Origin of the sequence: Pseudomonas sp. SbOxS1, from assembly GCF_013416725.1 — a bacterium.
Taxonomy (GTDB): domain Bacteria; phylum Pseudomonadota; class Gammaproteobacteria; order Pseudomonadales; family Pseudomonadaceae; genus Aquipseudomonas.
This window is the reverse complement of sequence record NZ_JAAVXC010000004.1, coordinates 425875-450570: the sequence shown is the minus strand read 5'-3', so window position 1 is coordinate 450570 and position 24696 is coordinate 425875. Positions and strand designations below refer to the sequence as shown.

The window sequence follows — 24696 nt, the reverse complement described above, 5'->3', positions numbered from 1 at the left end:
ATGACCCGACATCAGCACATTCTTGCCTGGCTCAACGACGTCGCCAGCGACCTGCATGCCACCCGCCAGGACATCCACGCTCACCCGGAGCTAGGCTTCGAGGAAAACCGCACCTCGGCGCTGGTCGCCAGGTCGCTTGAAGAATGGGGTTACGAAGTACACACCGGCATCGGCAAGACCGGGGTGGTCGGTGTCCTGCGCAACGGCAGCAGCCCGCGCAAACTCGGGATACGGGCGGACATGGATGCGCTGCCGATCATCGAGAATACCGGGGCGGCCTACAGCAGCCGACATCAGGGCTGCATGCACGCCTGCGGGCACGACGGCCACACCACGATGTTGCTGGGCGCGGCGCGTTACCTGGCGGCGACTCGCCAGTTCGATGGCACCCTGACCCTGATTTTCCAGCCCGCCGAAGAAGGCCAGGGCGGTGCCGAAGCGATGCTCGCCGATGGCCTGCTCGAACGTTTTCCCTGCGACGCGCTGTTCGGCATGCACAACATGCCAGGCTTGCCGGCGGGGCACCTGGGTTTTCGCGAAGGGCCGATGATGGCTTCGCAGGATTTGCTCACCGTGACCCTCGAAGGCGTCGGCGGGCACGGCTCGATGCCGCACCTGGCGGTCGACCCCTTGGTGGCGGCGGCCAGCGTGGTCATGGCCCTGCAAACCGTGGTCGCGCGCAACATCGATGCGCAGCAGGCGGCGGTGGTGACGGTCGGTGCCTTGCAGGCCGGGGAGGCGGCCAACGTCATTCCACAACAGGCGATCCTGCGCCTGAGCCTGCGCGCGCTGAACGCCCAGGTGCGTGAGCAGACCCTCGAGCGGGTGCGCGCGATCATCGAATCCCAGGCCCAAAGCTTCGGTTGCAGTTCGAAGATCGAACACCGTCCGGCCTACCCGGTACTGGTCAACCACGCCGCCGAAACCGAGTTCGCCCGGCAAGTCGGCGTCGAGCTGGTCGGTGCCGATGCGGTCGATGGCAACACCCCCAAACTCATGGGCAGCGAAGATTTTGCCTGGATGCTGCAACGCTGCCCCGGCGCCTACCTGTTCATCGGCAACGGCGTGTCGCGGCCGATGGTGCACAACCCGGCCTACGACTTCAACGACGACATCCTGCTGACCGGGGCTGCGTATTGGGGCGCGCTGACCGAGAGCTGGCTCAAGCCGGCCTGACCCTTTCACTTTCTACTGCCGCTGGACCGGGCGCGTTGAGTCGCGCCCGGCATCACCCAACAGGTTTTTGGAGAGTTCCCCATGCACACTTCGAGCACAGGTGTTTCGCGCACCCGGCAGGTGGTTGCTGCCGTTATCGGCAACGCGCTGGAATGGTATGACTTCATCGTCTACGGCTTTCTGGCGAGCATCATCGCCCGACAATTTTTCCCCTCCGAGGACGAATACGCGTCGTTGTTGATGGCCTTGGCGACCTTCGGCGTCGGCTTCTTCATGCGCCCGGTGGGCGGCATCCTGCTGGGCATGTATTCGGACCGCAAAGGCCGCAAGGCGGCGATGCAGATGATCATCCGCCTGATGACCGTGTCGATCGCGCTGATTGCCTTCGCGCCGAACTACGCCGCTATCGGCATGGGTGCGCCGTTGCTGATCGTGGTCGCGCGGATGCTCCAGGGTTTCGCCACCGGCGGCGAATACGCCAGTGCCACGGCGTTCCTGGTGGAAAGCGCACCGGCGCACCGCAAGGGTTTGTACGGTTCGTGGCAATTGGTCGGGCAATGCCTGGCGGTGTTTTCCGGGGCGGGGATGGTGGCGTTGTTCACCCATCTGCTGACCCCCGAGGCCCTGGACAGCTGGGGCTGGCGGATTCCATTCATGATCGGCCTGTTGATCGGCCCGGTCGGCCTGTGGATTCGCAAGCACATGGAGGAACCGGAAGAGTTTCTCGAGGCACGCAAACAGGCCAAAGGCGAAAGCCCGGGTTTGCTGCAAGTGATCCGTGAACATCGCCGCGCCATTTTGGTGTCGATGGGCCTGGCGTGCGGTGCGACGGTGTCGTTCTACGTGGTGCTGGTGAACATGCCGACCTTCGCTCACAAGAACCTCGGCTTGCCGCTGGACCAGGTGCTGCTGGTGCAAATGCTCGCGGTGGCGGTGATGACCGTGGTGATTCCGCTGTCCGGCGCGTTGTCGGACCGCCTCGGCCGGCGTCCGGTGTTGATGGCCTTCACCCTGGCGTTTTTCCTGATGGTCTATCCGCTGTACGTGTGGGTCGCGGCGGCGCCCTCGGTGGAGCGCTTGCTGGTGATGCAACTGCTGTTGTGCAGTTCGATTGGCGGCTTCTTTGGCCCGGCACCGACGGCGCTGGCCGAGCAGTTTCCGATTGAAGTGCGTTCCACCGGGGTGTCGGTGGCCTACAACGTTGCGGTCATGGTGTTCGGCGGTTTCGCCCCGCTGATCGTCACCTGGCTGAGCAAGGTGTTGGCCACGCCGGTGGCGCCATCGTTCTACGTATTGTTCGCTTGCCTGCTGACGCTGTTGGGCACTTACTGCATGCAGGAAGCACCACGGGCCAAGCGATCCGTTGCACTTAACCTTGGGGTGAAACCTTGAGCATGAATCCGATTGTTGAAATGGACGCCGATGCGTTGTCCCAGGCCATCCACGGGCGCGAGGTGTCCTGCCGTGAAGTGATGCAGGCCTACCTGGCGCAGATCGAGCGCTTCAATCCGCAGGTCAATGCGCTGGTGTCGCTGCGACCTGCCGAGGCGCTGCTGGCCGAGGCCGATGTTTGCGATCGAGAACTGGACCAGGGCCAGTCCCGCGGCTGGATGCACGGCATGCCGCAAGCGGTGAAGGACCTGGCGGCCACCGCCGGATTGCGCACGAGCATGGGATCGAAGCTGTTCGCTGAACAGGTTCCACAACACGACGCCATCAGCGTGGCGCGGGTGCGTGATGGCGGCGCGATCATCATCGGCAAGACCAACGTGCCGGAATTCGGACTCGGCTCGCACACCTACAACAGCGTGTTCGGCACCACCACCAATGCCTACGACCCGACGTTGAGTGCCGGTGGCAGCAGCGGTGGGGCGGCGGTGGCGCTGGCGCTGCGCATGCTGCCGGTCGCCGACGGCAGTGACATGATGGGCTCGCTGCGCAACCCGGCGGCGTTCAACAACGTGTTCGGCTTGCGTCCGTCCCAGGGCCGCGTGCCACATGGCCCGCAGCCGGAGGTGTTTGTCCAGCAACTGGCCACCGAAGGGCCGATGGGCCGCACCGTCACCGATGTCGCGCGCTTGCTCGGGACCCAGGCCGGTTACGACCCGCGCGTGCCATTGTCGTTGACGCAGGACCCGCAGATATTCCACCAGTCGCTGGCGCAGGATTTCAGCGAGGTCCGCGTGGGTTGGCTGGGCGACTACAACGGCTATCTGCCGATGGACCCTGGCGTGATGAGCCTGTGCGAGTCGGCGCTGCAGGACTTTGCGGCCCTGGGCTGCAAGGTCGAAGCCTGTCAGCCGGATTTCTCCATGGAACGCCTGTGGCAGACCTGGCTGGTGCACCGCCACTGGCTGGTGCAAGGCGGCCTCGGCGCGTTGTATGCCGACCCGCGCAAGCGCGAACAACTCAAGCCCGAAGCCCTTTGGGAAATCGAGGGTGGCCTGGGCCTGACGGCGGCAGATGTCTATCAGGCCTCGGTCAGTCGCAGCGAGTGGTATCGCGCTTTGACCGAATTGTTCAAACGTTACGATTTCCTGTTGTTGCCCACGGCGCAAGTGTTCCCTTTTGATGCACAAACCCCTTGGCCGCGGGTCGTCGGCGGGCAGAACATGGACACCTATCACCGCTGGATGGAGGTGGTGATCGGACCCACCCTGGCCGGTTTGCCGAGCATGAACGTGCCGGTGGGATTCAACCCGGCGGGATTGCCGATGGGCCTGCAAATCATCGGCCCGGCCCAGGCTGACCTTGCGGTGTTGCAGCTGGCTTATGCCCATGAGCAGCTGACGCAATGGGTCACGCGCCGGCCGCCCGGGTGTCTGCAAAATGGGTGAAACCTATGGGCAGGCCCGCATCTTGCTGTAGAAAGCGATCATCCATCAGCGCCCAAGGAGATCGGAGACATGGACAGCAAGGTAGAAACCGGCAGCGTACGTTCCGTCGAGCGCGCTTTGGCGATCGTCGAGTTGCTGGGTGAGCATCAGGCGCTGGGCCTGGAGGAATTGCACTACCTGACCAGCCTGCCCAAGGCCACGGTGTCGCGCATGCTGCTGACCTTGCAGGAGCAAGGCTGGATCTATCGCGGTTTGAGCGACCGGCGTTACCGCTTGTGTGCCAAGCGCCTGTTCGGTGACAGTCGGCAACGCTTCAAGCGGCGCCTGGTGGAAAACGCCGCGCCGCTGTTGCTGGAGTTGAGCGAGCGCACCGGGCTGGTGGCGGACCTGTCGTGCTTCGATGGCGAACGGGTGGAGGTGATGGAAAGTGCGATCCCTTCGAACTTGCGCAAACGCTATCCCAACAACTGCCAGATCGTGGGCCAGCACGCCAGCCTGTTTCATTCGGCCATGGGGCGGGCTTGCCTCGGTGAGCTGGAAAGTCATGAGGTGCAGCGCCTGGCAGAGCGTGAGCGGCTGAGCGACGAATCGCTGTTGCGCGCCACCGAACAGGCGTTTCATCAAGGTTTCGGCCAGCGCACCGAAGGCTACTGGGAATACCCGGTGCGTTTACCCTTCCTGATTCGCGCGGTGGCCTTGCCGATTCACACCGACGGTCGGCTGGTCGGCAGCATGGCGTTGCATTGGCCGATGGATCAGGCGCCGGTGGAGCGGGTGTTGAGCCTGCACCTGAACAGCCTCGCCGCCACCATTAGCGATGTGCAGCACGCAATGGCCTGATTGACTCAAAACCTGTAGGAGCGAGCCTGCTCGCGATGGTCGTTAACGATAACGCGGGGTTGCAGGATAAACGCGGTGCTCTTGAGTCCATCGCGAGCAGGCTCGCTCCTACAAGTTTGCAATTGGCTCGTGGGCAGTTAAGGTTCAGCACAGGTTTATCTGCCCCACGAGTCTTTATGTTCAAGCGGTCTGTCACCAAAACCCTTACCTGCCTGCTGTTGGCGGGCGCTTCGCTGTCTGCCCAGGCCAACTGGTACCTGGACGGCGAATCCTCGCGGCTGTCGTTCGTCAGCACTAAAAACGCCAATGTTTCCGAAGTGCAGCGCTTTCTGGTGTTGCACGGCAAAGTCGATCCCAGCGGCAAGGCCGAGGTCGAAGTCGAGCTGGAATCGATCAACAGCGGCATTCCCTTGCGCGACGAGCGCATGCGCAAGGACTTGTTCGAGGTCCAGACCTTTGCCGAAGCGCTGATCACCACGCAAATCGACCTGAGGCCAATCAACGACCTCGCGCCGGGCGCGCAACTGGAATTGCGACTGCCCCTGACCGTCGACTTGCATGGCAAGAAACACACCTACAACGCCGAACTGCTGGCCACCCGTCTCGATGACCGGCGTTTCCAGGTGGTGACGCTGGAGCCGGTGGTGATCGATGCCCAGGACTTCGATCTGGCGCCCGGCCTGGAAGCGCTGCGCAAGGTCGCCGGCCTGTCGGCCATCAGTCTGTCGGTGCCGGTGGGTGCGGTGCTGATCTTCACGGCGCGTTGACATGGCCGGCCCGATCTTTCCCTGGCGTGAAGGCAATCGCTTCGAGTTGCTGGTCGACGGCCCGCAATTCTTCCCGCGCATGCTGGTGGCGATTGCCCGCGCCGAAGAACAGGTCGAGCTGGAACTGTACCTGGTGGAGGCGGGTGCCTGCGCGGAAGCCATGGTGCAGGCACTGGTCCAGGCCGCCGAGCGCGGTGTGCGGGTGCGCTGCCTGTTCGATGATTATGGCAGCCTCGCCTTTACCCTGACCCTGCGCCAGCGGCTCACAGCTGCCGGCGTCGAACTGCGCTTCTACAATCGCCTGAGCTGGCGGCGCTGGGTCGGCAATTTCTACCGCGATCACCGCAAGCTGCTGCTGGTGGACCAGAGCATGGCTGTGGTCGGCGGCACCGGTGTCACAGATGAATTCTGGACACCGAACGAAGACGTCAGCGAGTGGCACGAAGTGATGGTGGAAATCAGCGGTCCGCTGGTGCTCGACTGGCAATTGCTGTTCGACCGCCAATGGATCGCCAACCGTCATCGTCGCGCCTGGCGACCTGCCTCGCATTTCGGTCTGCCGCGCCTGCCCCGCGTGCCGGCCATGGGCGAGGGCATGGGCCGGGTTGCCTACGCCGACGCCCGCCAGCACCGGGACATCCTGCAATCGCTGATTCGCGCGTTGAACAGCGGGCAGAAGCGCATCTGGCTGGCTACCCCGTATTTTCTGCCGACCTGGAAAGTCCGCCGCTCACTGCGCCGCGCGACCGCACGCGGTGTGGACGTGCGGCTGCTGCTGACCGGGCCACGCACCGATCACCCGTCGGTGCGATACGCCGGGCATCGCTATTACCCGCGATTGCTCAAGGCCGGAGTGCAGATCTTCGAGTACCAGCCGTGTTTCCTGCACCTGAAAATGGTCCTGGTCGATGATTGGGTGAGCATTGGTTCGTGCAATTTCGATCACTGGAATCTGCGTTTCAACCTGGAGGCCAATCTTGAAGCGCTGGACCCAGGATTGACCCGGGCGGTGGTGGCGAGCTTTGAGAAGGACTTCTCGCTGAGCCAGGAAGTCAGCCTGGAGGCGTGGCAACGCCGGCCGCTGTGGAAGCGGGTCAAGCAGCGGGTGTGGGGGTGGGTGGACCGGGTGGTGGTGAATCTGCTGGATCGGCGGGGCTGAACCCGGCGATACCTTTGTAGGAGCTGGCTTGCCAGCGAAGGCGGCATAAGATCCAACGAAGATGTTGAACGTTATGACCTCTTCGCTGGCAAGCCAGCTCCTACAGAGGGTCGCGGTTTGTCAGGGGTTACAACAGTTCGAAACTTTGTTGCGTCACATTCTGGGAGTCCAGGCCGATCTGCACGTTGAACTTGCCTGGCTCTGCTGCGTACTTGAGCTGGGCGTTGTAGAACTTCAGGTCGTCCTCGGTGATGGTGAAGTGCACGACTTTCTGTTCACCGGCCTTGAGCATGATTTTCTGGAAGTTCTTCAGCTCCTTGAGTGGGCGGATCATCGAGCCAGTCTCGTCCTGGATGTACAGCTGCACCACGGTTTCACCGTCACGCTTGCCGGTGTTTTTCAGCATGACACTGGCGTCGAGCTTGCCGGTCTTGTTCAGCGTGGTCGACGACAGCGCCATGTCGCTCAGGCTGAAATCGGTGTAGCTCAGGCCATAGCCGAAGGGGAACAGGGGACCGGTGGTGTCATCGAAATACTGCGAGGTGTAGTTGCCCGGCTTGCCCGGCGTGAACGGCCGGCCAATGCTCAGGTGGTTGTAGTAGGTCGGAATCTGCCCCACCGAGCGCGGGAAGGTGATCGGCAGCTTGCCCGACGGGTTGTAGTCGCCAAACAGCACATCGGCGATGGCGTTGCCGCCTTCGGTGCCGCTGAACCAGGTTTCGAGGATCGCGTCGGCCTGATCGTTCTCTTCGAGAATCGACAACGGACGACCGTTCATCAGTACCAGTACCAGCGGTTTGCCGGTGGCTTTCAAGGCGCGGATCAACTCGCGCTGGTTTTCCGGGATGTTCAGGTCGGTGCGGCTCGACGATTCGTGGGACATGCCGCGGGATTCGCCCACCGCTGCGACCACCACGTCAGCCTCCTTGGCCGCCTTCACCGCCTCGTCGATCAGCACGTTGGCCGGACGCGGGTCATCCACCACTTCCGGGGCGTCGAAGTTGAGGAAGTTCAGGTAGTCGAGGACTTTCTTGTCGCTGGTGATGTTGGCGCCGCGGGCGTAGATCAGCGTCGATTTGTCACCGATCACATGGCTCATGCCATCGAACAGGGTCACCGATTGTGCCGGACGACCGGCGGCAGCCCAGCTGCCCATCATGTCGATCGGGGCCTTGGCCAGCGGGCCGACCAGGGCGATTTTCGCGGTTTTCTTCAGCGGCAGGGTTTCGCCCTGGTTTTTCAGCAACACCAGGCTGCGGCGCGCCACATCACGGGCCTCGGCACGGTGCAGGCGGCTGTCGGCGTAGGTGTCGGCCGGATCGTCCTCGGCCTTGCCGATGCGCAGGTACGGGTCCTTGAACAGGCCCATGTCGTACTTGGCGTCCAGTACTGCGCGCACGGCGTTGTCGATGTCGCTCTGCTGGATCTCGCCGGCCTTTAGCAACCCCGGCAATTCCTTGCCGTACAGGGTGTCGTTCATGCTCATGTGGATGCCGGCCTTGATCGCCAGCTTCGCCGCCTCGCGGCCATCGCGAGCGACGCCGTGCTTGATCAGCTCGAAAATCGCGCCGTGGTCGCTGACCGCCAGGCCCTTGAAGCCCCATTCCTTGCGCAACAGGTCGTTCATCAACCAGGTGTTGGCGGTGGCCGGCACGCCGTTGATCGAGTTCAGCGCGACCATCACCCCGCCAGCGCCGGCGTCAATCGCGGCGCGGTAGGGAGGCAGGTAATCCTGGTACATCTTGACCGGGCTCATGTCGACCACGTTGTAGTCGCGACCCCCTTCGACCGCGCCATACAGGGCGAAGTGCTTGACGCTGGCCATGATGCTGTCGGCGGCGTTGGCGCCGGCACCCTGGAACGCCTTGACCATCACCCCGGCAATGCGCGACACCAGGTAGGTGTCTTCGCCGAAGCCTTCGGACGTGCGACCCCAGCGCGGGTCGCGGGAGATGTCGACCATCGGTGCGAAGGTAATGTCGAGGCTGTCAGCCGCGGCTTCCTTGGCGGCGATGCGCCCGGACAGGCCGATGGCGTCCATGTCCCAGCTCGAGGCCAGGGCCAGCGGGATCGGGAAAATGGTGCGGTGGCCGTGGATCACGTCGTAGGCGAAGAACATCGGGATCTTCAGGCGGCTGCGCATGGCCGCGTCCTGCATCGGACGGTTTTCCGGGCGGGTGATCGAGTTGAACGTACCGCCGATGTTGCCGGCCGCGATTTCCTTGCGAATCAGCTCCCGGGGCATTTCCGGGCCGATGCTGATCAGGCGCAACTGGCCGATTTTTTCATCGAGGGTCATCTGCTTCATCAGGTTGCTGACGAAAGCGTCCTTGTTCTCCAGAGGTGCGGGCGTCGTGGCGGCCAGTGCGTGATGACTGGCCAGGCTGACGAACAGGCCCAGCAAACACAGCTTCTTCATGAATAGTTTTCTCAAGGGCCCAAGCGGCGATGTACACGCCGGCCAGCCAAAATTTAGGGAGCGACTATTGTTGTTCGGGTGCTGACTCAAAAAACGGCAGCCGAATGCCCGATGCGATTTTTGCGCAGGGCATCTTTTAGCCCATTTGCCCCGACGTAATCCAGTGCCGCGCCGATTATGCCCGAAGAGCCGGCCGAGAGGGTCGCCGGTTGTTTCTTCCATGAAATGTGAAGGGAGTATCACCCTGATGAATGTTCGACAGTCCTACCGGTCGAGGCTGCAAGTCGCCACCTTGCTCATGCTGGCCACGTTGCTGACCGCCTGCGGCATCAACAACATCCCGACCCTCGATGAACAGGCCAAGGCTGCTTGGGGCCAGGTGCAGAACCAGTATCAGCGCCGTGCCGACCTGATCCCCAACCTGGTGGAAACCGTCAAGGGCTATGCCGCCCATGAAAAGGACACCCTGACGGCCGTGATCGAGGCCCGGGCCAAGGCTACCTCGATCCAGGTCGACGCCTCCACGCTCGACAACCCGGAAAAGCTCAAGCAGTACCAACAGGCCCAGGATCAGCTCAGCGGTGCCTTGAGCCGCCTGATGGTGGTGTCCGAGCGCTATCCGGACCTGAAGGCCAACCAGAACTTCCTGGCCCTGCAATCGCAGCTTGAAGGCACCGAGAACCGGATCAGCGTAGCCCGACGCGACTTCATCCTGGCGGTGCAGAAATACAATACCGAGATCCGCACGTTCCCCGGTCGCCTTTGGCACACAGTGATGTACAGCAACCTGCCGGAACGCCAGACCTTCGAGGCTACACCGGGGTCGGAAAAGCCGCCTGAAGTGAAATTCTGATAACAGCGTCACCAGGGACGAGGTTGCCCATGCGCGTGTTGAAAGCTGGCCTGATGCTGTTGCTGTGGGTATTCGCCCTGGCGGCCCTGGCTGATTTGAAGTTCCCGGAGCTGACCGGGCGGGTGGTGGACAACGCCCAGATGATCGAGCCTTCAGTGCGCGAGCAGTTGACGCAACAGCTGCAGGCCCATGAAAAAGTCACCGGTGAGCAGCTTGTGGTCGTGACCTTGCCGGACTTGCAGGGCACCGACATCGCCGATTTCGGCTACCAGCTGGGCCGCTATTGGGGCATCGGCCAGAAAGACAAGAACAACGGCGCGCTGCTGATTGTTGCCCGTGATGAGCGCAAACTGCGCATCGAAGTCGGTTATGGCCTGGAAGATCGCCTGACCGACGCCCAGAGTTCGGTGATCATCCACCAGGTCATCACCCCCGCGTTCAAGGCTGGCAACTACAGCAAAGGTATCAGCGACGGGGTGGCGGCGATGCTGGTGGTACTGGGTGGCAATCCCCTGGACGAACCTTCGACGGTCTATGAATCCGGCGGCGATCCGAGCGATGATTTCATCTCGCGGCATCCGGGGGTGTTCGTGTTCCTGGTGTTGTTGTTCATCCTGACCGTATTTGTTTGCCAGATGCTCGGTATCCTGCCTGCCGGTCGTGGCGGCTCCGGGGGTTCCGGTGGCGGTTTTGGTGGCGGTGGTTTCGGCGGTGGCGGTGGCGGGGGCTTCAGTGGTGGCGGGGGCAGTTTCGGGGGCGGCGGCTCGTCGGGCGGCTGGTGATGGCACGGCAGAAAAAACAATAGCGAGCAGGCATTCAACAACATGGCATTACTGACTGAACACGAACAACGCAAGGTCGCCGAGGCAATTGCCCGGGTCGAGCGCGACACCGACGCGGAACTGGTCACCGTACTCGCGGCCCGCGCCGACGACTATGTGTACATCCCGTTGCTGTGGGCCAGTCTGCTGGCACTGGTGCTGCCCGGGATCGTGCATTACCTGACGGGCTGGCTGACCCTGCACAGCCTGCTGCTGGTGCAATGGATCACCTTCATCGTGCTGTGCCTGGTATTGCGCCTGCCGAAAATCACTACACACCTGATTCCGCGTTCGGTGCGTCACTGGCGTGCCTCGAACCTGGCGCGCCGGCAATTCCTGGAACAGAACCTGCACCATACGGTGGGCAGCACCGGAATCCTGATTTTCGTCTCTGAAGCCGAGCGCTATGTGGAAATCCTGGTGGATGAGGGGATTTCCAGTCGGCTGGATAACAGCAATTGGGATGCGATTGTCGCGGCTTTCACCCGGCAGGTCCGGCAGGGCCAGACGTTGCAGGGCTTTGTCGCCTGCGTCGAGGCTTGCGGCGAATTGCTCAAGGTGCACGTTCCAGTGACCCATGTACGCAACGAGCTGCCAAACCGCCTGGTCGTGCTCGGCTAAGGCACTTCTGCGAACACTTTTGTAACGCTTGGCGGTACAACGGCGGCAAGTTGTTTGGCTTCCGTTCAGTCTTCAACATCTCCCTCCAATAGCGAACGCCCTGTGACGGGTGTTCTGACGCAGAGGGAGTATTTATGTCAACGCATCTACCGCTCGACTCTTTTACCGGTGCCGCGCCACCGGTCCATCTAACAGCGAAAGAAATACAAGCCTTGATGTGGTGTTACAAAGGCAAGACTTCCTGGGAAATTGCCAGGATCCAGAATTGCTCGCCCACCACGGTCAATTTTCACTTCTTCAATATTCGCCGCAAGTTTGCTGTCAGGTCCCGTCATGCCGCCTTGCTCAAAGCCATTGAGTCGGGAGTCATTGTCATCGACGACGTCGATGAGCGAGGTCTCCATGAACTGGACTGATTCGGCTTACAACAGTATCAGTGGGCTCCTGCTGGGACTGGGGATCGCGACACTGCCAGTGATTGATGGCGAAGCGCTGTTCGGTGCATCCCTCGGAGCGTGGCTGGTCATTACCACTCGCGTTGAATTCAAGGCCTGGCAGCGGATCGGTTCCTGGTTTTTGTCGGCGGGCGTCGGCTACCTGTTTACCCCTGTAGCGCTGCCATTGGCGCCATTCCTGACAGCGGGGGTAACGGCATTTCTGTGCGCGCTGATCATTATTCCCATCAGCATCAAGGTCATGCAGTGGGTCGATGGCGCTGGCCTGGGTGAAATCATCGAGCGCCTTAAAGGACGACGCTGATGGGTATTAACTTGTCATGTGGCAAATATCGCGGGTATGACGCGCCTTCAAGTAAACAGCCTGTGAATCATGTTTTGTTTGGCTGTTGAAGTGTCGACAGGATAGACGCCATCTCTGAAAGTTTGACTTCCATTTCACGCAGGCGGCGTTTTTCCTCCAGGGCATTTTGTATGGCGCAGCGATCTTCTTCACTGAGCAATCGCCACATCTCGAGAATTGCATTTTCGCGAGTGGCTGTTTCCTGATTGTGTTCAATGGCATTGGCAGTCGCGCTATGGCGCAGGATCGGCCCTTCTCCCAGCAACAACCAGTCAAGTGAAATACCGCGCGATTGGGCAATTTCTACGCATATTGAGTATGGCGTGCTGTCGCGGCCTTTCCAGCTGCTGAGGGTCTGTGGGCTGACTTGTAGCGCAGAAGACAAGGATGCATCGCTTTTTGTGCCGGTAATTTGCTTTAGTCGGGCTAAAACAGCCTGTGATTTTTTGCTACGCAATTTGAGCCTCTTCCTTTTGACACATGCTGAGTGAGTGCTTAATGTATGCGCAATGAGTATTTTTATAATGAGTAATCAATCTTCAACTATGAGTCAGATGAATTTGATGTCGAAACTTCCTAATGGTAGCAGGGTGATTTCCTACATGTTTGGTTCCTACCCGATGCGCCGTTGCTCATTGCACTTTCTTTTTCTTGGTGGGCGTTACTTACAGTGCCGGATTACAGCAATCATCGCTTCCAGCAGTATTGCGGTTGATTATGTTGATTACCACCTGATGAACAGCAGGATCCAGGCATGAGTACTTACAAAATGGTGTGTCCGCACTGCTTGAGCCGCATGCGCATCCGCACCAGCGAGGGCCGACATATTTTCTTGCGAGTGGCCTACTTGCAATGCACCTCGGAAGCCTGCGGCTGGTCGGTTCGGGCCGAGTTCGAAATGACCCACGAACTGTCTCCCAGTGGAATGCCCAACCCCGCCGTGCGCTTGCCTTTCGCCGGGCCCGACTTGCGGCGCGATGCCCGGCCTGTTGCGCCAAGTGAACCGACGACGTCCGCGCCGCTGGAGTCATGAACATGAGCGCAAGTGTTGAAAACGAGGAATTGAACGAGCAATTGCTGGCTATTGCCCAGGGTTTTCTGGCCCGTCATGAAAGCGATTCGGTCGTTGATGACCAGGTGCTGTTCTGTCGTGCCGTGAAGCACATGCAAGGGATTGATGTGCCGATGCACCTGGCGGAGCGACTGGTCAGCCACGCCTACGGGGAGCTCAAGTCCTGCAACGATCGACGGCGCCTGGACGTCGGCGCAAGCTCCGAAACCGTCGCCGTCATCACTGACCCGGCCAATGGCCTGACGTGGGCCGTACCGGTGGGATTGATCGTCAGGCATGTGATCAATTCACCAAGTAATCGCAAACTTCGCCTGGTGGAGCCCTGAGGTATCGGCGAACGCAAAGCAGGTTCGGGGGGCATTACCGGGCCTGCGAAAAATAACCCCGTGCCCAAAACCCGCATCCCCCCTAAAATACCGGGCATTCTTCGATTCGCACTGCCCGAGGCCGTTTTTCCATGTCCGTCACCGCCACCCCCGCCAGCCTCGCGCCGGACCATCACGCCCAGTTCATCGACCTGCTGCAATCGAGCCTGGAACAGAACGCCTTCATCAAGCTGGTGCTGGCCAAGTATGCTGGCGATGAAGCGGAACTGCAGCGGATCATCATCAAGCCGGTGACGGTCAAGGCGCAGGCTTGCCTGTCCTTCGTCTATCGCTACAAGACCCGAGACATCACCAAGAACTTGCCATTGGCCGACGGTGTGGCGCTCATCAAAGACTTGCTGCCGGCATCGTTCAAGAATGCGCATTTGTTGTCATTGAGCGATGAAGCCCAGCTCGAATACAGCAAAAAGGGCAAATCTTCACTGTTCAAGAGCAAACCCCAGCAATTGCGCGAAGTGCCGTCCGCCGGGCACAACCGCGAAAAAAACCGCTTTCTCGATCTGAACCGGCCGTTTCTCGCCGACCTGGGCGTCACCAACAAGCAGCATGAATTGATCCCGGCGATGTCGCGCAAGTGGAAGCAGATCAACAAGTTCATCGAAGTCTTCAGCCATGCGCTGACCTCGTCGCCACTGGCGCTGGACCGCCCGGTTCGCGTGGCAGACTTCGGCTCGGGCAAGGGTTACCTGACGTTTGCGATCCATGACTATCTGCGCAATACCCTGAAGGCCGAAGCGCAAGTGACCGGCGTCGAGTTGCGTGAAGACATGGTCACCCTGTGCAACGCCGCCGCGGCAAAGCTCGAGCATCCAGGGCTGGTCTTCAAGTGCGGTGATGTGCGCAGCGTGGCACCGAGCGAGCTTGACGTGATGATTGCGTTGCATGCCTGCGACATCGCCACGGACTATGCGATTCACACCGGCATTCGTTCCGGCGCCTCGATCATCATGTGCTCGCCGTGCTGCCACAAACAGATTCGCCTGCAAATCCAGAGCCCGGCATTGCTCAAGCCGATGTTGCAATACGGTCTGCACCTGGGACAGCAGGCGGAAATGGTAACCGACAGCTTGCGTGCGCTGTTCCTCGAAGCCTGCGGCTACGAGACCAAGGTGTTCGAGTTCATCTCGCTGGACCACACCAACAAGAACAAGATGATCCTGGCGGTCAAGCGTGCCGAGCCGGGTGATCCGGCCCAGCTGTTGGCGAAGATCGAGGAACTCAAGGCGTTCTACCACATCACCGAGCATTGCCTGGAAACCCTGTTGCGGGCTGACGGTTACCTCTGATCTGCGCCTGATTCAGGCCGTGGCAATACGTGCGGGCTTGACCGCCGTCTTGCGTCCCAGCACCACGGTCAGGATCACTCCGCCGGCAAACAGCCAGGTGATCGGCTCGACGTGTTCGCCAAAGAACAGCGCCGAAAAGCCGATGGTGAAGAAAATCTGCAGCAGCTGAATCTGGCTAACCCGGGCAATGCCACCGATGGCCAGCCCGGCATACCAGGCAAAGAAGCCGATGAATTGCGAAAACAGCGAGACGTAGCCGAAGGCCCACCAGGTCCTGGCCGAAATCTCGCCCTGATGTTGCAGCGCAAGGTACAGCACCGGCCCGATCAGCAGCGGGGTCGACAGCACCAGTGCCCAGCAGATCACTTGCCAGCCGCCCATTTCCTTGGCCAAGCGGCCACCCTCGGCGTACCCCAGGCCGCCCACGGCAATCGCGCCGAGCATCAACAGGTCACCGGCCTGAATGCTGCCGGCCCCGCTGATCAGCGCATAACCGAGCACCAGTGCACTGCCCAGCGCGGCGCAGGCCCAGAAGGCTTTCGACGGGCGTTCGTGGGACAGCCACGCGGCGTAGAGCGCCACACACAGTGGCTGCAGGCCATTGACCAGGGCGCCATGGGACGCCGGCAAGGTTTGCATGGCCCAGGCCGACAGGACCGGGAACCCGAGTATCACCCCGGCAATGACCAGCGTCAGGCCTTTGACCTGCTGCCAGGTTGGCCATTTCTCACGACGCCACAACAACAGCAACGCCGCGGGAATCGCCGCGAACAGCGCCCGACCCAGGCCGTTGAGCAGTGGATGCAGTTCCTGCACGACGATGCGAGTGAAGGGCAGGGTGAGGCTGAAGATCACAACGCCGAGCAGGCCCAGGGCCATGCCGGTGTTTTCGCGGGTGGACATGATGGCAACCAGAATCTTGGAGGGTGGGAGGTGCATTCATCTAGCCATAAACCGTTGTTTTTGGCGCTTACAGCTGGACACAGAATTATCCGTACAGTTCAAGGACGCCTTCGCGGGCAAGCCTCGCTCCTACAAGCGAAGAACGATAACGCGGTCTTCAGGTAGTAGCTGGTTATTACCCACCCCCACGGATAAGGACTACCTTGAGTACTCCTGCATGCCCATGCATTTCCCAGAGGAGTCCTCCCCATGGCGGCGAAAAAAATCCTGATGCTGGTTGGCGATTACGTCGAAGACTATGAAGTGATGGTGCCGTTCCAGGCCCTGCTGATGGTTGGTCACACGGTGCATGCCGTTTGCCCGGACAAGAGCGCCGGCCAGACCGTGCGCACCGCCATCCATGACTTCGAAGGCGACCAGACCTACAGCGAAAAACCCGGTCACCTGTTTGCCCTGAACTTCGATTTTGCCAAGGTCAAGGCGGCGGATTACGACGCTGTGCTGATCCCCGGTGGTCGTGCGCCGGAGTACTTGCGCCTGAATGAAAAAGTGTTGGAACTGGTGCGCGATTTCGACAAGGCCGGCAAACCAATCGCCGCCGTGTGCCATGGTGCACAATTGTTGGCCGCCGCCGGGATTCTCGAAGGTCGTGAATGCAGCGCCTACCCGGCCTGTGCACCAGAAGTGCGCCTGGCGGGCGGTACGTTTATCGATATCCCGGTGACGGACGGCCATGTTCAAGGCAATCTGGCGACGGCACCGGCCTGGCCTGCCCACCCGAGCTGGCTCGCCGGTTTCCTCGGCTTGCTGGGCACCAAGATCACGCTGTAACGGGAGACCCGTCCATGTGCGAGCTGTACGTCAAAGCCGATCCGATTCTCTACGAATCGCGCTCCCGCTCGCTGCGCATTTGCGGAGTGGTCACCACCCTGCGGCTGGAGAATCAGTTCTGGGACATCCTCAGCGAAATCGCCGAGACCGACGGCATGACCACCAACCAGTTGATCGCCAAGTTGTATGAGGAGGTCATGGACTACCGCGGCGAGGTGGTCAATTTTGCCTCGTTCCTGCGGGTGAGTTGTACGCGGTACCTGAGTCAGCGGCGGGTGGCAGCACCGGAGTTGTCGGTGGTGCGGGCGGTGGTGAAGTAGGGGACCTTGATGGCCCTATCGCGAGCAGGCTCGCTCCCACAATGGATCGGTGTACGCAAATCCACTGTGGGAGCGAGCCTGCTCGCGATGGCGCCGGTTCAGGCGACAAAAAACCGGGGCTGGTCTTTACTCTGAAGCGCGCAACCTCTCAATCGCCAAGGAGAAAAGAACATGTCCGGATGGTATGAAGTGAGCAAGAGCAGCAGCGGTCAGTTCAGGTTCGTTCTGAAGGCGGCGAACGCCGAAACCATTCTGACCAGCGAGCTGTACACCACCCGCGCGGCGGCCGACAAAGGCATCGCGTCAGTCCAGGCCAACAGCCCGCTGGATGAACGCTACGAGAAGAAAACCACCAAGGATGGCCATCCTTATTTCAACCTCAAGGCGGGCAACCACGAGATTATCGGCAGCAGCGAAGCCTATTCCTCTGAATCCGCGCTGGAGAAGGGCATAGCCAGTGTGAAGGCGAACGGCCCGACCAAGGTGATCAAGGACAAGACCCTTCCCGTCCTCTGAATCCAACACACCCCCTGTAGGAGCTGGCTTGCCAGCGAAGCGGCGTATCAGGCGACATTAATGTCGGAAGTGAGGGCCTCTTCGCTGGCAAGCCAGCTCCTACAGGTCAGCGCAGGGCTTTTAGCAGGCCTTGCAACTGGCTGACACCTGCTTCATCCAGCGGAAACACCGGCAACCGCGGATCGCCCACCTCCAGCCCGGTTTGGCGCAAACCGGCCTTGATCGTGGCTGGCAACCCCCCCTTGAGAATGAAGTCCAGCAACGGCAACTGGCGGTAGAACAGTTCACGTGCCTTGTTCAGGTCGTTGGCCAGCACGGCGTCGTACAGCTCGAGATTGAGCTGCGGGATCAGGTTCGGCGCGGCCGTGCACCAGCCTTTTGCCCCGGCTGCGAAGGCTTCCAGCGCCAGCGGGTTGCAACCGTTGTAGAAGGGCACCTGGCCTTCGCCCAGGCGATACAGTTGATGCATGCGCTGGATGTCGCCGGTGCTCTCCTTGACCATGGTCACGTTTTCCACGCCCTTGACGATGCGCAGGATCAGGTCCACCGACATGTCGGTGCCGCTGGTGGCCGGGTTGTTGTAGAGCATGATCGGCACGCCGATGCTGTCGCCGATGGCGCGGTAGTGCGCGAGGATTTGCGCCTCGCTGAGTTTCCAGTACGACGTCGGCAGCACCATCACCACGTCGGCGCCATGGGCTTCGGCGAAACGTGCGCGACGGACCGCCTTGGCGGTGGTCAGGTCGGACACGCTGACGATGGTCGGCACGCGCTTGGCCACGTGCTTGATACTGAATTCGGCGACCTGGTCCCACTCCGCGTCACTCAGGTAAGCGCCTTCGCCGGTGCTGCCCAGTGGCGCGATGGAATGCACGCCGCCGTCGATCAAACGGTCGATCGAGCGCCCGAGCGCGTCCAGGTCAAGGTTCTCGCCATTGGCGGTGAAGGGGGTGATGGTGTAGCCGATGATGCCGTGAATGTTGGCGCTGGACATGGTGTCTCTCCGTTGAAAAGGGGCTGGGTTCAATTCAGGCAATCGGCGTGTCGACGCAGGTTCTGCCGGGCGTAGTAGTTGAATGCGGCGGCGTGGCGCTTGGGCCGGGCAATCCAGTCATGGGCTTCACGGCCCAGCTCGGGAATGATCGGCTTGATGGTTCCGGCGCTCATCGCCAGCAGCTGCAACCGGGCGGCGCGTTCGATCAGTTGGGCAATCACGCAGGCCTCCTCGATGGTGCTGCCGGTGGACAATTGACCGTGGTGCGAAAGCAGGATCGCCCGCTTGTCGCCCAGGGCGCCGGCAATCAATTCACCTTCTTCGTTACCCACCGGTACGCCGGGCCAGCCTTCGAGAAACGCGCAGTCGTCATAGAGCGGGCAGAGGTCCATGTGGGAAATCTGCAGCGGCACTTCCAGCATCGACAATGCCGCGACGTGAGTCGGGTGGGTGTGAATGATGCAGTTCACATCCGGGCGGGCGCGGTACACCCAGCTGTGGAAGCGGTTGGCCGGGTTCGGCATGCCGTGGCCTTCGAGCACCTCCAGGTCTTCGTTGACCAGCAGCAGGTTGCCCGCGGTGATTTCGTCGAAACCCAGGCCCAGCTGTTGAGTGTAATAGGTGCCAGGCTGCGGGCCGCGGGCGGTGATTTGCCCGGCCAGGCCCGAGTCATGGCCATTCTCGAACAGGATGCGGCAGGTCAGGGCCAGCTTTTGCCGGTCGGTCCACGTATTATCCGCGAGGGTGTTTTGCATCTGGCTCAGCGCTTGCTTGACCAGTTGATCCTTGGGCAGTGCTAATGTCTTGGCCATATCGGTGTCCTCTTTGGCTGGGTCATGCATATGACACGAAAGATGCTATATGACACCTTGTGTCATAGGCAAGGACAATTCGTCACCTCCTTGATGGATTAATCGTTCTACATGTCTATCCGTTTGAAAATATTGAGAAAAAAACTTGGCGTAACCCTTGAGGCGCTGGCGGAAAAATCCGGCATGACCAAGAGTTATCTGTCAAAAGTCGAACGAGGCCTGAATACGCCGTCGATTGCGGCCGCCTTGAAACTGGCCAAGGCACTGAACGTGAAGGTCGAGGAGCTTTTTTCCGAAGACAAGGTGAGCCTCGACAGCTACAGCCTGGTGCGCAGCCATGAGCGCCAGCCCCTGGGTGCCAGCGACGACAAGCCAGGTTACGCGGTGCTGGCCCATCAGGTCAGCGAACGCAGCTTGCTGCCGTTCATCATTTACCCGCCGACCGAGTTCACCGACAGAACCTTCAAGGAGCACCTGGGGGAGGAATTTCTGTTCGTCCACGAGGGGCAGGTTGAAGTGGATTTCGTCAACGAGCGTGTGCTGCTGAGCCGTGGCGATGCGCTGCACTTCAACTCACAGAAACCGCACCGGATACGTTCGGTGGGCGAGGTGCAGGCGCAGTTGCTGGTGGTGGTGCATAGCGCTGAAGAATGAGTTGACCGAACTGACGCCATCACGAGCAGGCTCACTCCTACAGGGGGAATGCGTTCCCCTGTGGGAGCGAGCCTGCTCGCGATGAGGCCAGCCGAGAAGCCGCTAAACTTCGACGGGAACCGACAATTTCGGGCTACCCAGCCCATGGGTCTTCGAATCAAAAAACCGCAACTCAACCCCCGTCCCCTCGAACACCTTCGCGTAATGCCGTTTTTGGTGCTGGATGAACGCCTTGCTGCGCGGATAAATCGAGATCGCCACAACCTTCGGTTTCGCCAGGCGCAAGGCCTGCACGATATGGCTGTCCTGCTCGCCCAACGCATGCCCGAAAATACACAACCCGTCACCATGGCCGAGCAACTGGTCGTAGCAGAACGACAGGTAATCCGAACTGCGGATGGTCTTGAGCTTGTCCGCGCTCGGCCCTTCGTTGATGAACAACGGCACATCGTCGAGGGTCTTGATCGTGTTGTTGATGGCGAAATTGCCCAGCAACGTGCCTTCGGTCGACATCAGTTTGCGTGCCGTGCCGTCCTGGTTGCGCACCAGGTGCAGACCGCCGTGCAGGTAGAGCAAGCGGGTCTTGTCGGTGGCGGTCACGCTCAGGTCGAAGGCAGGTTCTGAGCCCTCGAACAGATCGGTGATCGCCTCGGGTTGCTGCTGGATCGCCCAGTAATTGAGCAAGTCGTAGTTGGTGGTGAACACCGTGCGATAGCGGCCCAGTTCCTGGCCAATCGTCGCCAGGCTCGACGCCTCGACCAACCGCCACGGGATGTGCACGGCGTGTACGGTGTTGATCAGCGCTTCCTTGATCGCGTAGTAACGATTACGCGGTGCGGCAGAGCTGACGGCCAGGGCCTTGTTGACCCGGCTGGTGGTTTTCAAGGCGCTGAGCACCTGCTCGAAACTGCGCGTTTGCAGCGCATCGAACACACTCAACTCAGACGGGCTGAGGGGTTTTTCTTCGACGGTGCGGGCGTTTTCGAACAGCGAGTCGTAGCCGAAGTCGTCCCACACCGCACGGCTGGCCCCATTACCCACCAGCAGACCGTCGAACGCAGCGCTGCTGCGCAAGACGTTCCAGTCTTCAAGTTGGGCGTCGACATCCTGGAAATCGGTCATTGCGGTGCTCGTCTCGAAGCAAAAGGTCTGATGGGCGGCGACTTTATCATGCTCGGGCGCTTCAACCACGGCGCGTCACGGGCGAAGGGCGCTATGCTGCGACTTTCGCCCGAACCGCCATTGCCGAGTGTCCGATGCTGCAAAAAAGCCTGATCCGCCGTCTCGACCTGATCACCCTGCAACTGTTTGTCGCTGTCCACGAAGAGGGCACGCTCACCCGTGCCGCCGCGCGTGAAGCGATTGCGGTGTCGGCGGCGAGCAAGCGCTTGATGGAGCTGGAGGAGGCGCTGGGGATCAGCCTGTTCGTGCGCCAGGCCAAGGGCATGACGTTGACGCCGGCGGGTGAAACCTTGCTGCACCACGCCCGGCAGATGCTGTTCAACGTCGAGAAAATGGGCCTGGAACTGGGCGAGCACAGCCATGGTGTGCGGGGTTATGTGCGGATGCTCGCCAACCTGTCGGCCATCATTCAGTTCCTGCCCGAAGACCTGCGGGATTTTTCCGAGCGCCACCCGCAGGTCAAGACCGACCTTGAAGAACGGCCCAGCGCCGGGGTGATCCAGGGGGTGCTCGATGGCGTGGCCGATCTCGGGATCTGTTCCATCGACAGCGACATCAAGGGCTTGCACAGTGTGCTCTACCGCCAGGACAAGCTGATGGTGTTGATGTTGCCGGATCATCCGTTGGCCGGTCGCTCGAGCCTGGCCTTCGCCGAGACGCTGGACAGCGATTACGTCGGGCTGCATGCGGCCAGTTCGATCAATATGCGCACCCATGCCGCCGCGCGTGAAGCCGGCCGGGTATTGCGGGTGCGTATCCATGTGCCGGGCTTCGACGCCATGTGTCGCATGATCCAGGCCAACATGGGCATAGGCGTCTTGCCGCAGCGGGCTTATGAGTTGTTTGGCCGGGCGTTGGGGTTGCATGCGGTGCCGTTGACCGATGCCTGGTCGGATCGGGCGTTGATCCTGGTGGTGCGCGATGAGGCGTTGCTGTCGCCGGTGAGCCGAATGTTGTTTGAGCATTTGCGCGGTGCGGTCTGACAATTCTCTATTGAATGGACCGGCCTCTTCGCGAGCAGGCTCGCTCCCACATTTGGACTGCATTTCCCTGTGGGAGCGAGCCTGCTCGCGAAGGCATACCTGAGGTAGCGGTGTATTCATTGCCGGGCGTTCGCGTTTCGCGAACGGCCGTTGCCAACTGAAGGTTGGATTCCCAAGCCTGCTGTCCTCTAGCCTTGGCACATATTCCAAGAACAAGAGGTACCCCGCGATGACTGCCCCCTTGAGTGCAATCAAAGTGATCGAGATCGGCACGCTGATCGCCGCGCCGTTCGCCGCGCGCATGCTCGCCGAGTTCGGCGCCGAAGTGATCAAGATCGAAGCCATGGGCCAGGGCGATCCCCTGCGTAAATGGCGCAAGCTGCACGAAGGCACTTCGCTGTGGTGGTACCTGCAATCGCGCAACAAGAAGTCCCTGGCGCTGAACCTCAAGTCCGCCGAAGGCATCGAACTGGTCAAGCAACTGGCGACCAGCGCCGATGTGCTGATTGAAAACCTGCGTCCCGGCGCCCTGGAAAAACTCGGCCTCGGTTGGGACGTGCTGCATGCCCTCAACCCCAACCTGACCCTGGTGCGGATTTCCGGTTACGGCCAGACCGGCCCGTACCGCGACCGTCCGGGTTTCGGTGCCATCGGCGAGGCCATGGGCGGCATCCGCTACACCACCGGCACCCCCGGTTCACCACCGGCGCGGGTGGGCGTCAGCCTCGGCGATTCCCTGGCATCGCTGCACGCCGTGATCGGCGCTCTGATGTCGCTTTTGCGGGTCAAGACCGGGCAGGGCGAAGGGCAAATCGTCGATGTGTCGCTGGCCGAAAGCGTGTTCAATGTGATGGAAAGCCTGGTGCCGGAATATGACATGCTCGGCCATGTGCGTGAGCGCAGCGGCGGTGCCTTGCCGGGCATCGCACCGTCCAACACCTACCTCACGGCGGATGGCGCCTACGTGGTGATCGCCGGCAACAGCGACCCGATCTACAAGCGACTGATGCTCACCATTGGCCGCCAGGATCTGGCCGACGCCCCCGAGTTCGCCCATAACGACGGGCGTGCGGCCAAGAGCGGCCTGCTCGATGCGGCGATCACCCACTGGACCAGCAGCCTGCCGATCGACGAGGTGCTGGCTGCGCTGGAAGCCGCTGAAGTTCCGGCCGGACGCATCTATTCGGTCGCCGACATCGTGGCCGACCCGCATTATCAGGCGCGGGACATGCTGCTCACTGCCGAACTGCCAGGTGGCGCCACGGTGAAAATGCCGGGCATCGTGCCGAAACTCTCCGAGACCCCCGGAGGCGTCAACTGGTCGGGTCCGGGACTGGGCCAGCACACCGACGGCATCCTCGCGCAGCTTGGTCTGACGCTGGCAGACATCGAACGCCTGAAAGTCGAAGGAGTGGTGCAATGATCACTGATTATTCCGAGCGCTTGATCGTTCAGGAAGTCTCCCCGCGCGACGGCTTGCAGATCGAGCCGACCTGGGTTGAAACCGTCGACAAGATCGCGCTGATCGATCAACTGTCGCAGGCCGGGTTCAGCCGTATCGAGGCCGGCTCGTTCGTGTCGCCCAAGGCCATTCCCGCGTTGCGCGACGGTGAGCTGGTGTTCAAGGGCATCACTCGCCAACCGGGAGTGATCTATGTGGCGTTGATCCCCAACCTCAAGGGCGCGCAACGGGCACTGGCCTGCAACGCCGATGAGCTGAACCTGGTGATGTCCGCCAGCCAGACCCACAACCTGGCGAACATGCGCATGCGCTGCGAAGACTCGCTGGCCGCCTTCGGCGAGATCGTGGCGTTCGTGCATGGAACAAAGGTGCGTCTCAACGCCAGCATCGCCACCACCTTTGGTTGCCCCTTCGAAGGCAAGATCGATGAGGACCGGGTACTGTACATCGTCGAGGCCTATCAGGAGCTCGGCATCCAGGGCATCACCCTGGCCGATACCACCGGCATGGCCAATCCGCGGCAGGTCGAGCGGTTGGTGGGACGGGTGTTGCAGCGGGTATCGCCCGCAGACCTGACCCTGCATTTCCACAACACCCGTGGCCTTGGCTTGTGCAACGTGCTGGCCGCTTACGAGGCCGGTGCCCGGCGTTTCGACGCGGCACTCGGCGGCCTCGGCGGTTGTCCGTTCGCGCCGGGCGCCTCGGGCAACATCTGTACTGAAGACCTGGTGAACCTGTGCGATGAAGTCGGGATTGCCACCGGTATCGATCTACCGTTGCTGCTGAAACTTTCCCGAGGATTGCCGGCGCTGCTCGGCCACGAAGTGCCGGGCCAACTGGCCAAGGCCGGACGCAATTGCGACCTGCACCCCGTGCCGTCCTGACCACACAGCCCCCTGTAGGAGCGAGCCTGCTCGCGAAAGCGGAGTATCAGTCGACATCATCGTTGAATGTCAGACCGTATTCGTCGGAACGCCGCCCGGAGCCGGCTCGCTCCCACAGAA

Annotated in this window: 28 protein-coding genes; 22 read left to right on the top strand and 6 right to left on the bottom strand. The window is 61.2% G+C overall.

Translation table 11 applies throughout. The annotated features are described in order from the left end of the window. From HFK74_RS08375 to HFK74_RS08350, 6 genes are all read left to right on the top strand, one after another. Window positions 1-1176, top strand: a complete 1176-nt coding sequence (locus HFK74_RS08375; protein WP_180203102.1) for a M20 aminoacylase family protein — start codon at window positions 1-3, stop codon at window positions 1174-1176. An 81-nt stretch (window positions 1177-1257) separates the two neighbouring features. Continuing rightward, complete coding sequence (locus tag HFK74_RS08370) at window positions 1258-2568, top strand: citrate-proton symporter (RefSeq protein ID WP_180203101.1); 1311 nt, start codon at window positions 1258-1260, stop codon at window positions 2566-2568. Between the two features lie 2 nt (window positions 2569-2570). Further along, entirely contained in the window at window positions 2571-4013 is a 1443-nt protein-coding gene (locus tag HFK74_RS08365; RefSeq protein ID WP_180203100.1) for an amidase, read from the top strand. A 69-nt stretch (window positions 4014-4082) separates the two neighbouring features. Continuing rightward, complete coding sequence (locus tag HFK74_RS08360; protein ID WP_180203099.1) at window positions 4083-4853, top strand: IclR family transcriptional regulator; 771 nt, start codon at window positions 4083-4085, stop codon at window positions 4851-4853. A 176-nt stretch (window positions 4854-5029) separates the two neighbouring features. Beyond that, window positions 5030-5620, top strand: coding sequence for a YceI family protein (locus HFK74_RS08355; RefSeq protein ID WP_180203098.1), 591 nt, complete (start codon window positions 5030-5032; stop codon window positions 5618-5620). Between the two features lies 1 nt (window position 5621). Further along, window positions 5622-6779, top strand: coding sequence for a phosphatidylserine/phosphatidylglycerophosphate/cardiolipin synthase family protein (locus tag HFK74_RS08350; RefSeq protein WP_180203097.1), 1158 nt, complete (start codon window positions 5622-5624; stop codon window positions 6777-6779). Window positions 6780-6906: 127 nt separating this feature from the next. On the opposite strand, the gene bglX is transcribed toward HFK74_RS08350, so the two are convergent. Beyond that, entirely contained in the window at window positions 6907-9198 is a 2292-nt protein-coding gene (gene bglX / locus HFK74_RS08345; RefSeq protein WP_180203096.1) for a beta-glucosidase BglX, read from the bottom strand. Window positions 9199-9445: 247 nt separating this feature from the next. Between bglX and HFK74_RS08340 the strand changes: the two genes are divergently transcribed. The 5 genes from HFK74_RS08340 to HFK74_RS08320 all read left to right on the top strand — a co-directional run bounded on the left by HFK74_RS08340 (window position 9446) and on the right by HFK74_RS08320 (window position 12252). Then, window positions 9446-10051: a LemA family protein gene (locus HFK74_RS08340; RefSeq protein WP_180203095.1), complete on the top strand. Its 606-nt coding sequence runs from the start codon at window positions 9446-9448 to the stop codon at window positions 10049-10051. A gap of 29 nt (window positions 10052-10080) precedes the next feature. Further along, window positions 10081-10833, top strand: a complete 753-nt coding sequence (locus HFK74_RS08335) for a YgcG family protein (protein WP_180203094.1) — start codon at window positions 10081-10083, stop codon at window positions 10831-10833. A 42-nt stretch (window positions 10834-10875) separates the two neighbouring features. Then, complete coding sequence (locus HFK74_RS08330) at window positions 10876-11493, top strand: TPM domain-containing protein (RefSeq protein WP_180203093.1); 618 nt, start codon at window positions 10876-10878, stop codon at window positions 11491-11493. A 134-nt stretch (window positions 11494-11627) separates the two neighbouring features. Beyond that, entirely contained in the window at window positions 11628-11909 is a 282-nt protein-coding gene (locus HFK74_RS08325) for a helix-turn-helix domain-containing protein (protein ID WP_180203092.1), read from the top strand. Further along, window positions 11896-12252 (top strand): putative holin, encoded by a 357-nt coding sequence (locus HFK74_RS08320; protein WP_180203091.1) that lies wholly within the window; start codon window positions 11896-11898, stop codon window positions 12250-12252. The genes HFK74_RS08325 and HFK74_RS08320 overlap by 14 nt, the downstream gene beginning before the upstream one ends. Window positions 12253-12319: 67 nt before the next feature. On the opposite strand, the gene HFK74_RS08315 is transcribed toward HFK74_RS08320, so the two are convergent. Next, entirely contained in the window at window positions 12320-12748 is a 429-nt protein-coding gene (locus tag HFK74_RS08315) for a helix-turn-helix domain-containing protein (protein ID WP_180203090.1), read from the bottom strand. 67 nt (window positions 12749-12815) lie between these two features. Between HFK74_RS08315 and HFK74_RS08310 the strand changes: the two genes are divergently transcribed. From HFK74_RS08310 to HFK74_RS08295, 4 genes are all read left to right on the top strand, one after another. Continuing rightward, complete coding sequence (locus HFK74_RS08310) at window positions 12816-13049, top strand: hypothetical protein (protein ID WP_180203089.1); 234 nt, start codon at window positions 12816-12818, stop codon at window positions 13047-13049. Beyond that, window positions 13046-13324 (top strand): ogr/Delta-like zinc finger family protein, encoded by a 279-nt coding sequence (locus tag HFK74_RS08305; RefSeq protein ID WP_008055587.1) that lies wholly within the window; start codon window positions 13046-13048, stop codon window positions 13322-13324. The genes HFK74_RS08310 and HFK74_RS08305 overlap by 4 nt, the downstream gene beginning before the upstream one ends. A 2-nt stretch (window positions 13325-13326) precedes the next feature. Continuing rightward, window positions 13327-13689, top strand: a complete 363-nt coding sequence (locus HFK74_RS08300; RefSeq protein ID WP_180203088.1) for a hypothetical protein — start codon at window positions 13327-13329, stop codon at window positions 13687-13689. 131 nt (window positions 13690-13820) lie between these two features. Beyond that, complete coding sequence (locus tag HFK74_RS08295; RefSeq protein WP_180203087.1) at window positions 13821-15035, top strand: SAM-dependent methyltransferase; 1215 nt, start codon at window positions 13821-13823, stop codon at window positions 15033-15035. A gap of 12 nt (window positions 15036-15047) precedes the next feature. On the opposite strand, the gene HFK74_RS08290 is transcribed toward HFK74_RS08295, so the two are convergent. Then, the gene (locus HFK74_RS08290) at window positions 15048-15938 is read right to left on the bottom strand and encodes a DMT family transporter (protein ID WP_180203086.1); all 891 of its coding nucleotides are present in this window, start codon (window positions 15936-15938) and stop codon (window positions 15048-15050) included. A gap of 249 nt (window positions 15939-16187) precedes the next feature. Between HFK74_RS08290 and HFK74_RS08285 the strand changes: the two genes are divergently transcribed. The 3 genes from HFK74_RS08285 (at window position 16188) to HFK74_RS08275 (ending at window position 17605) form a co-directional block, all read left to right on the top strand. Then, the gene (locus tag HFK74_RS08285; protein WP_008055591.1) at window positions 16188-16769 is read left to right on the top strand and encodes a DJ-1/PfpI family protein; all 582 of its coding nucleotides are present in this window, start codon (window positions 16188-16190) and stop codon (window positions 16767-16769) included. Between the two features lie 14 nt (window positions 16770-16783). After that, window positions 16784-17089 (top strand): ribbon-helix-helix domain-containing protein, encoded by a 306-nt coding sequence (locus HFK74_RS08280; RefSeq protein WP_180203085.1) that lies wholly within the window; start codon window positions 16784-16786, stop codon window positions 17087-17089. A gap of 171 nt (window positions 17090-17260) precedes the next feature. After that, entirely contained in the window at window positions 17261-17605 is a 345-nt protein-coding gene (locus tag HFK74_RS08275) for a YegP family protein (RefSeq protein WP_008059395.1), read from the top strand. A 106-nt stretch (window positions 17606-17711) separates the two neighbouring features. Here HFK74_RS08275 and HFK74_RS08270 read toward each other — a convergent pair whose 3' ends face one another. Both HFK74_RS08270 and HFK74_RS08265 read right to left on the bottom strand, forming a co-directional pair. Further along, window positions 17712-18599, bottom strand: a complete 888-nt coding sequence (locus HFK74_RS08270) for a dihydrodipicolinate synthase family protein (RefSeq protein WP_180203084.1) — start codon at window positions 18597-18599, stop codon at window positions 17712-17714. A 29-nt stretch (window positions 18600-18628) separates the two neighbouring features. Continuing rightward, a complete protein-coding gene (locus HFK74_RS08265) occupies window positions 18629-19411 on the bottom strand; it encodes an aldolase (RefSeq protein WP_180203083.1) in 783 nt (260 codons plus the stop codon). A gap of 111 nt (window positions 19412-19522) precedes the next feature. On the opposite strand from HFK74_RS08265, the gene HFK74_RS08260 reads away from it, so the two are divergent. Then, complete coding sequence (locus HFK74_RS08260) at window positions 19523-20065, top strand: helix-turn-helix domain-containing protein (protein WP_180203082.1); 543 nt, start codon at window positions 19523-19525, stop codon at window positions 20063-20065. 102 nt (window positions 20066-20167) lie between these two features. Here the strand turns inward: HFK74_RS08260 and HFK74_RS08255 are convergent, their stop codons facing one another. Then, on the bottom strand, window positions 20168-21187 hold the full coding sequence (locus tag HFK74_RS08255; protein WP_180203081.1) for a DUF4917 family protein: 1020 nt from the start codon (window positions 21185-21187) through the stop codon (window positions 20168-20170). A gap of 134 nt (window positions 21188-21321) precedes the next feature. On the opposite strand from HFK74_RS08255, the gene HFK74_RS08250 reads away from it, so the two are divergent. The 3 genes from HFK74_RS08250 (at window position 21322) to HFK74_RS08240 (ending at window position 24576) form a co-directional block, all read left to right on the top strand. After that, window positions 21322-22230 (top strand): LysR family transcriptional regulator, encoded by a 909-nt coding sequence (locus HFK74_RS08250; RefSeq protein WP_180203080.1) that lies wholly within the window; start codon window positions 21322-21324, stop codon window positions 22228-22230. 229 nt (window positions 22231-22459) lie between these two features. Beyond that, the gene (locus HFK74_RS08245; RefSeq protein ID WP_180203079.1) at window positions 22460-23653 is read left to right on the top strand and encodes a CaiB/BaiF CoA-transferase family protein; all 1194 of its coding nucleotides are present in this window, start codon (window positions 22460-22462) and stop codon (window positions 23651-23653) included. Beyond that, on the top strand, window positions 23650-24576 hold the full coding sequence (locus tag HFK74_RS08240) for a hydroxymethylglutaryl-CoA lyase (protein WP_180203078.1): 927 nt from the start codon (window positions 23650-23652) through the stop codon (window positions 24574-24576). The genes HFK74_RS08245 and HFK74_RS08240 overlap by 4 nt, the downstream gene beginning before the upstream one ends. The last annotated feature ends 120 nt before the right edge of the window (window positions 24577-24696 follow it).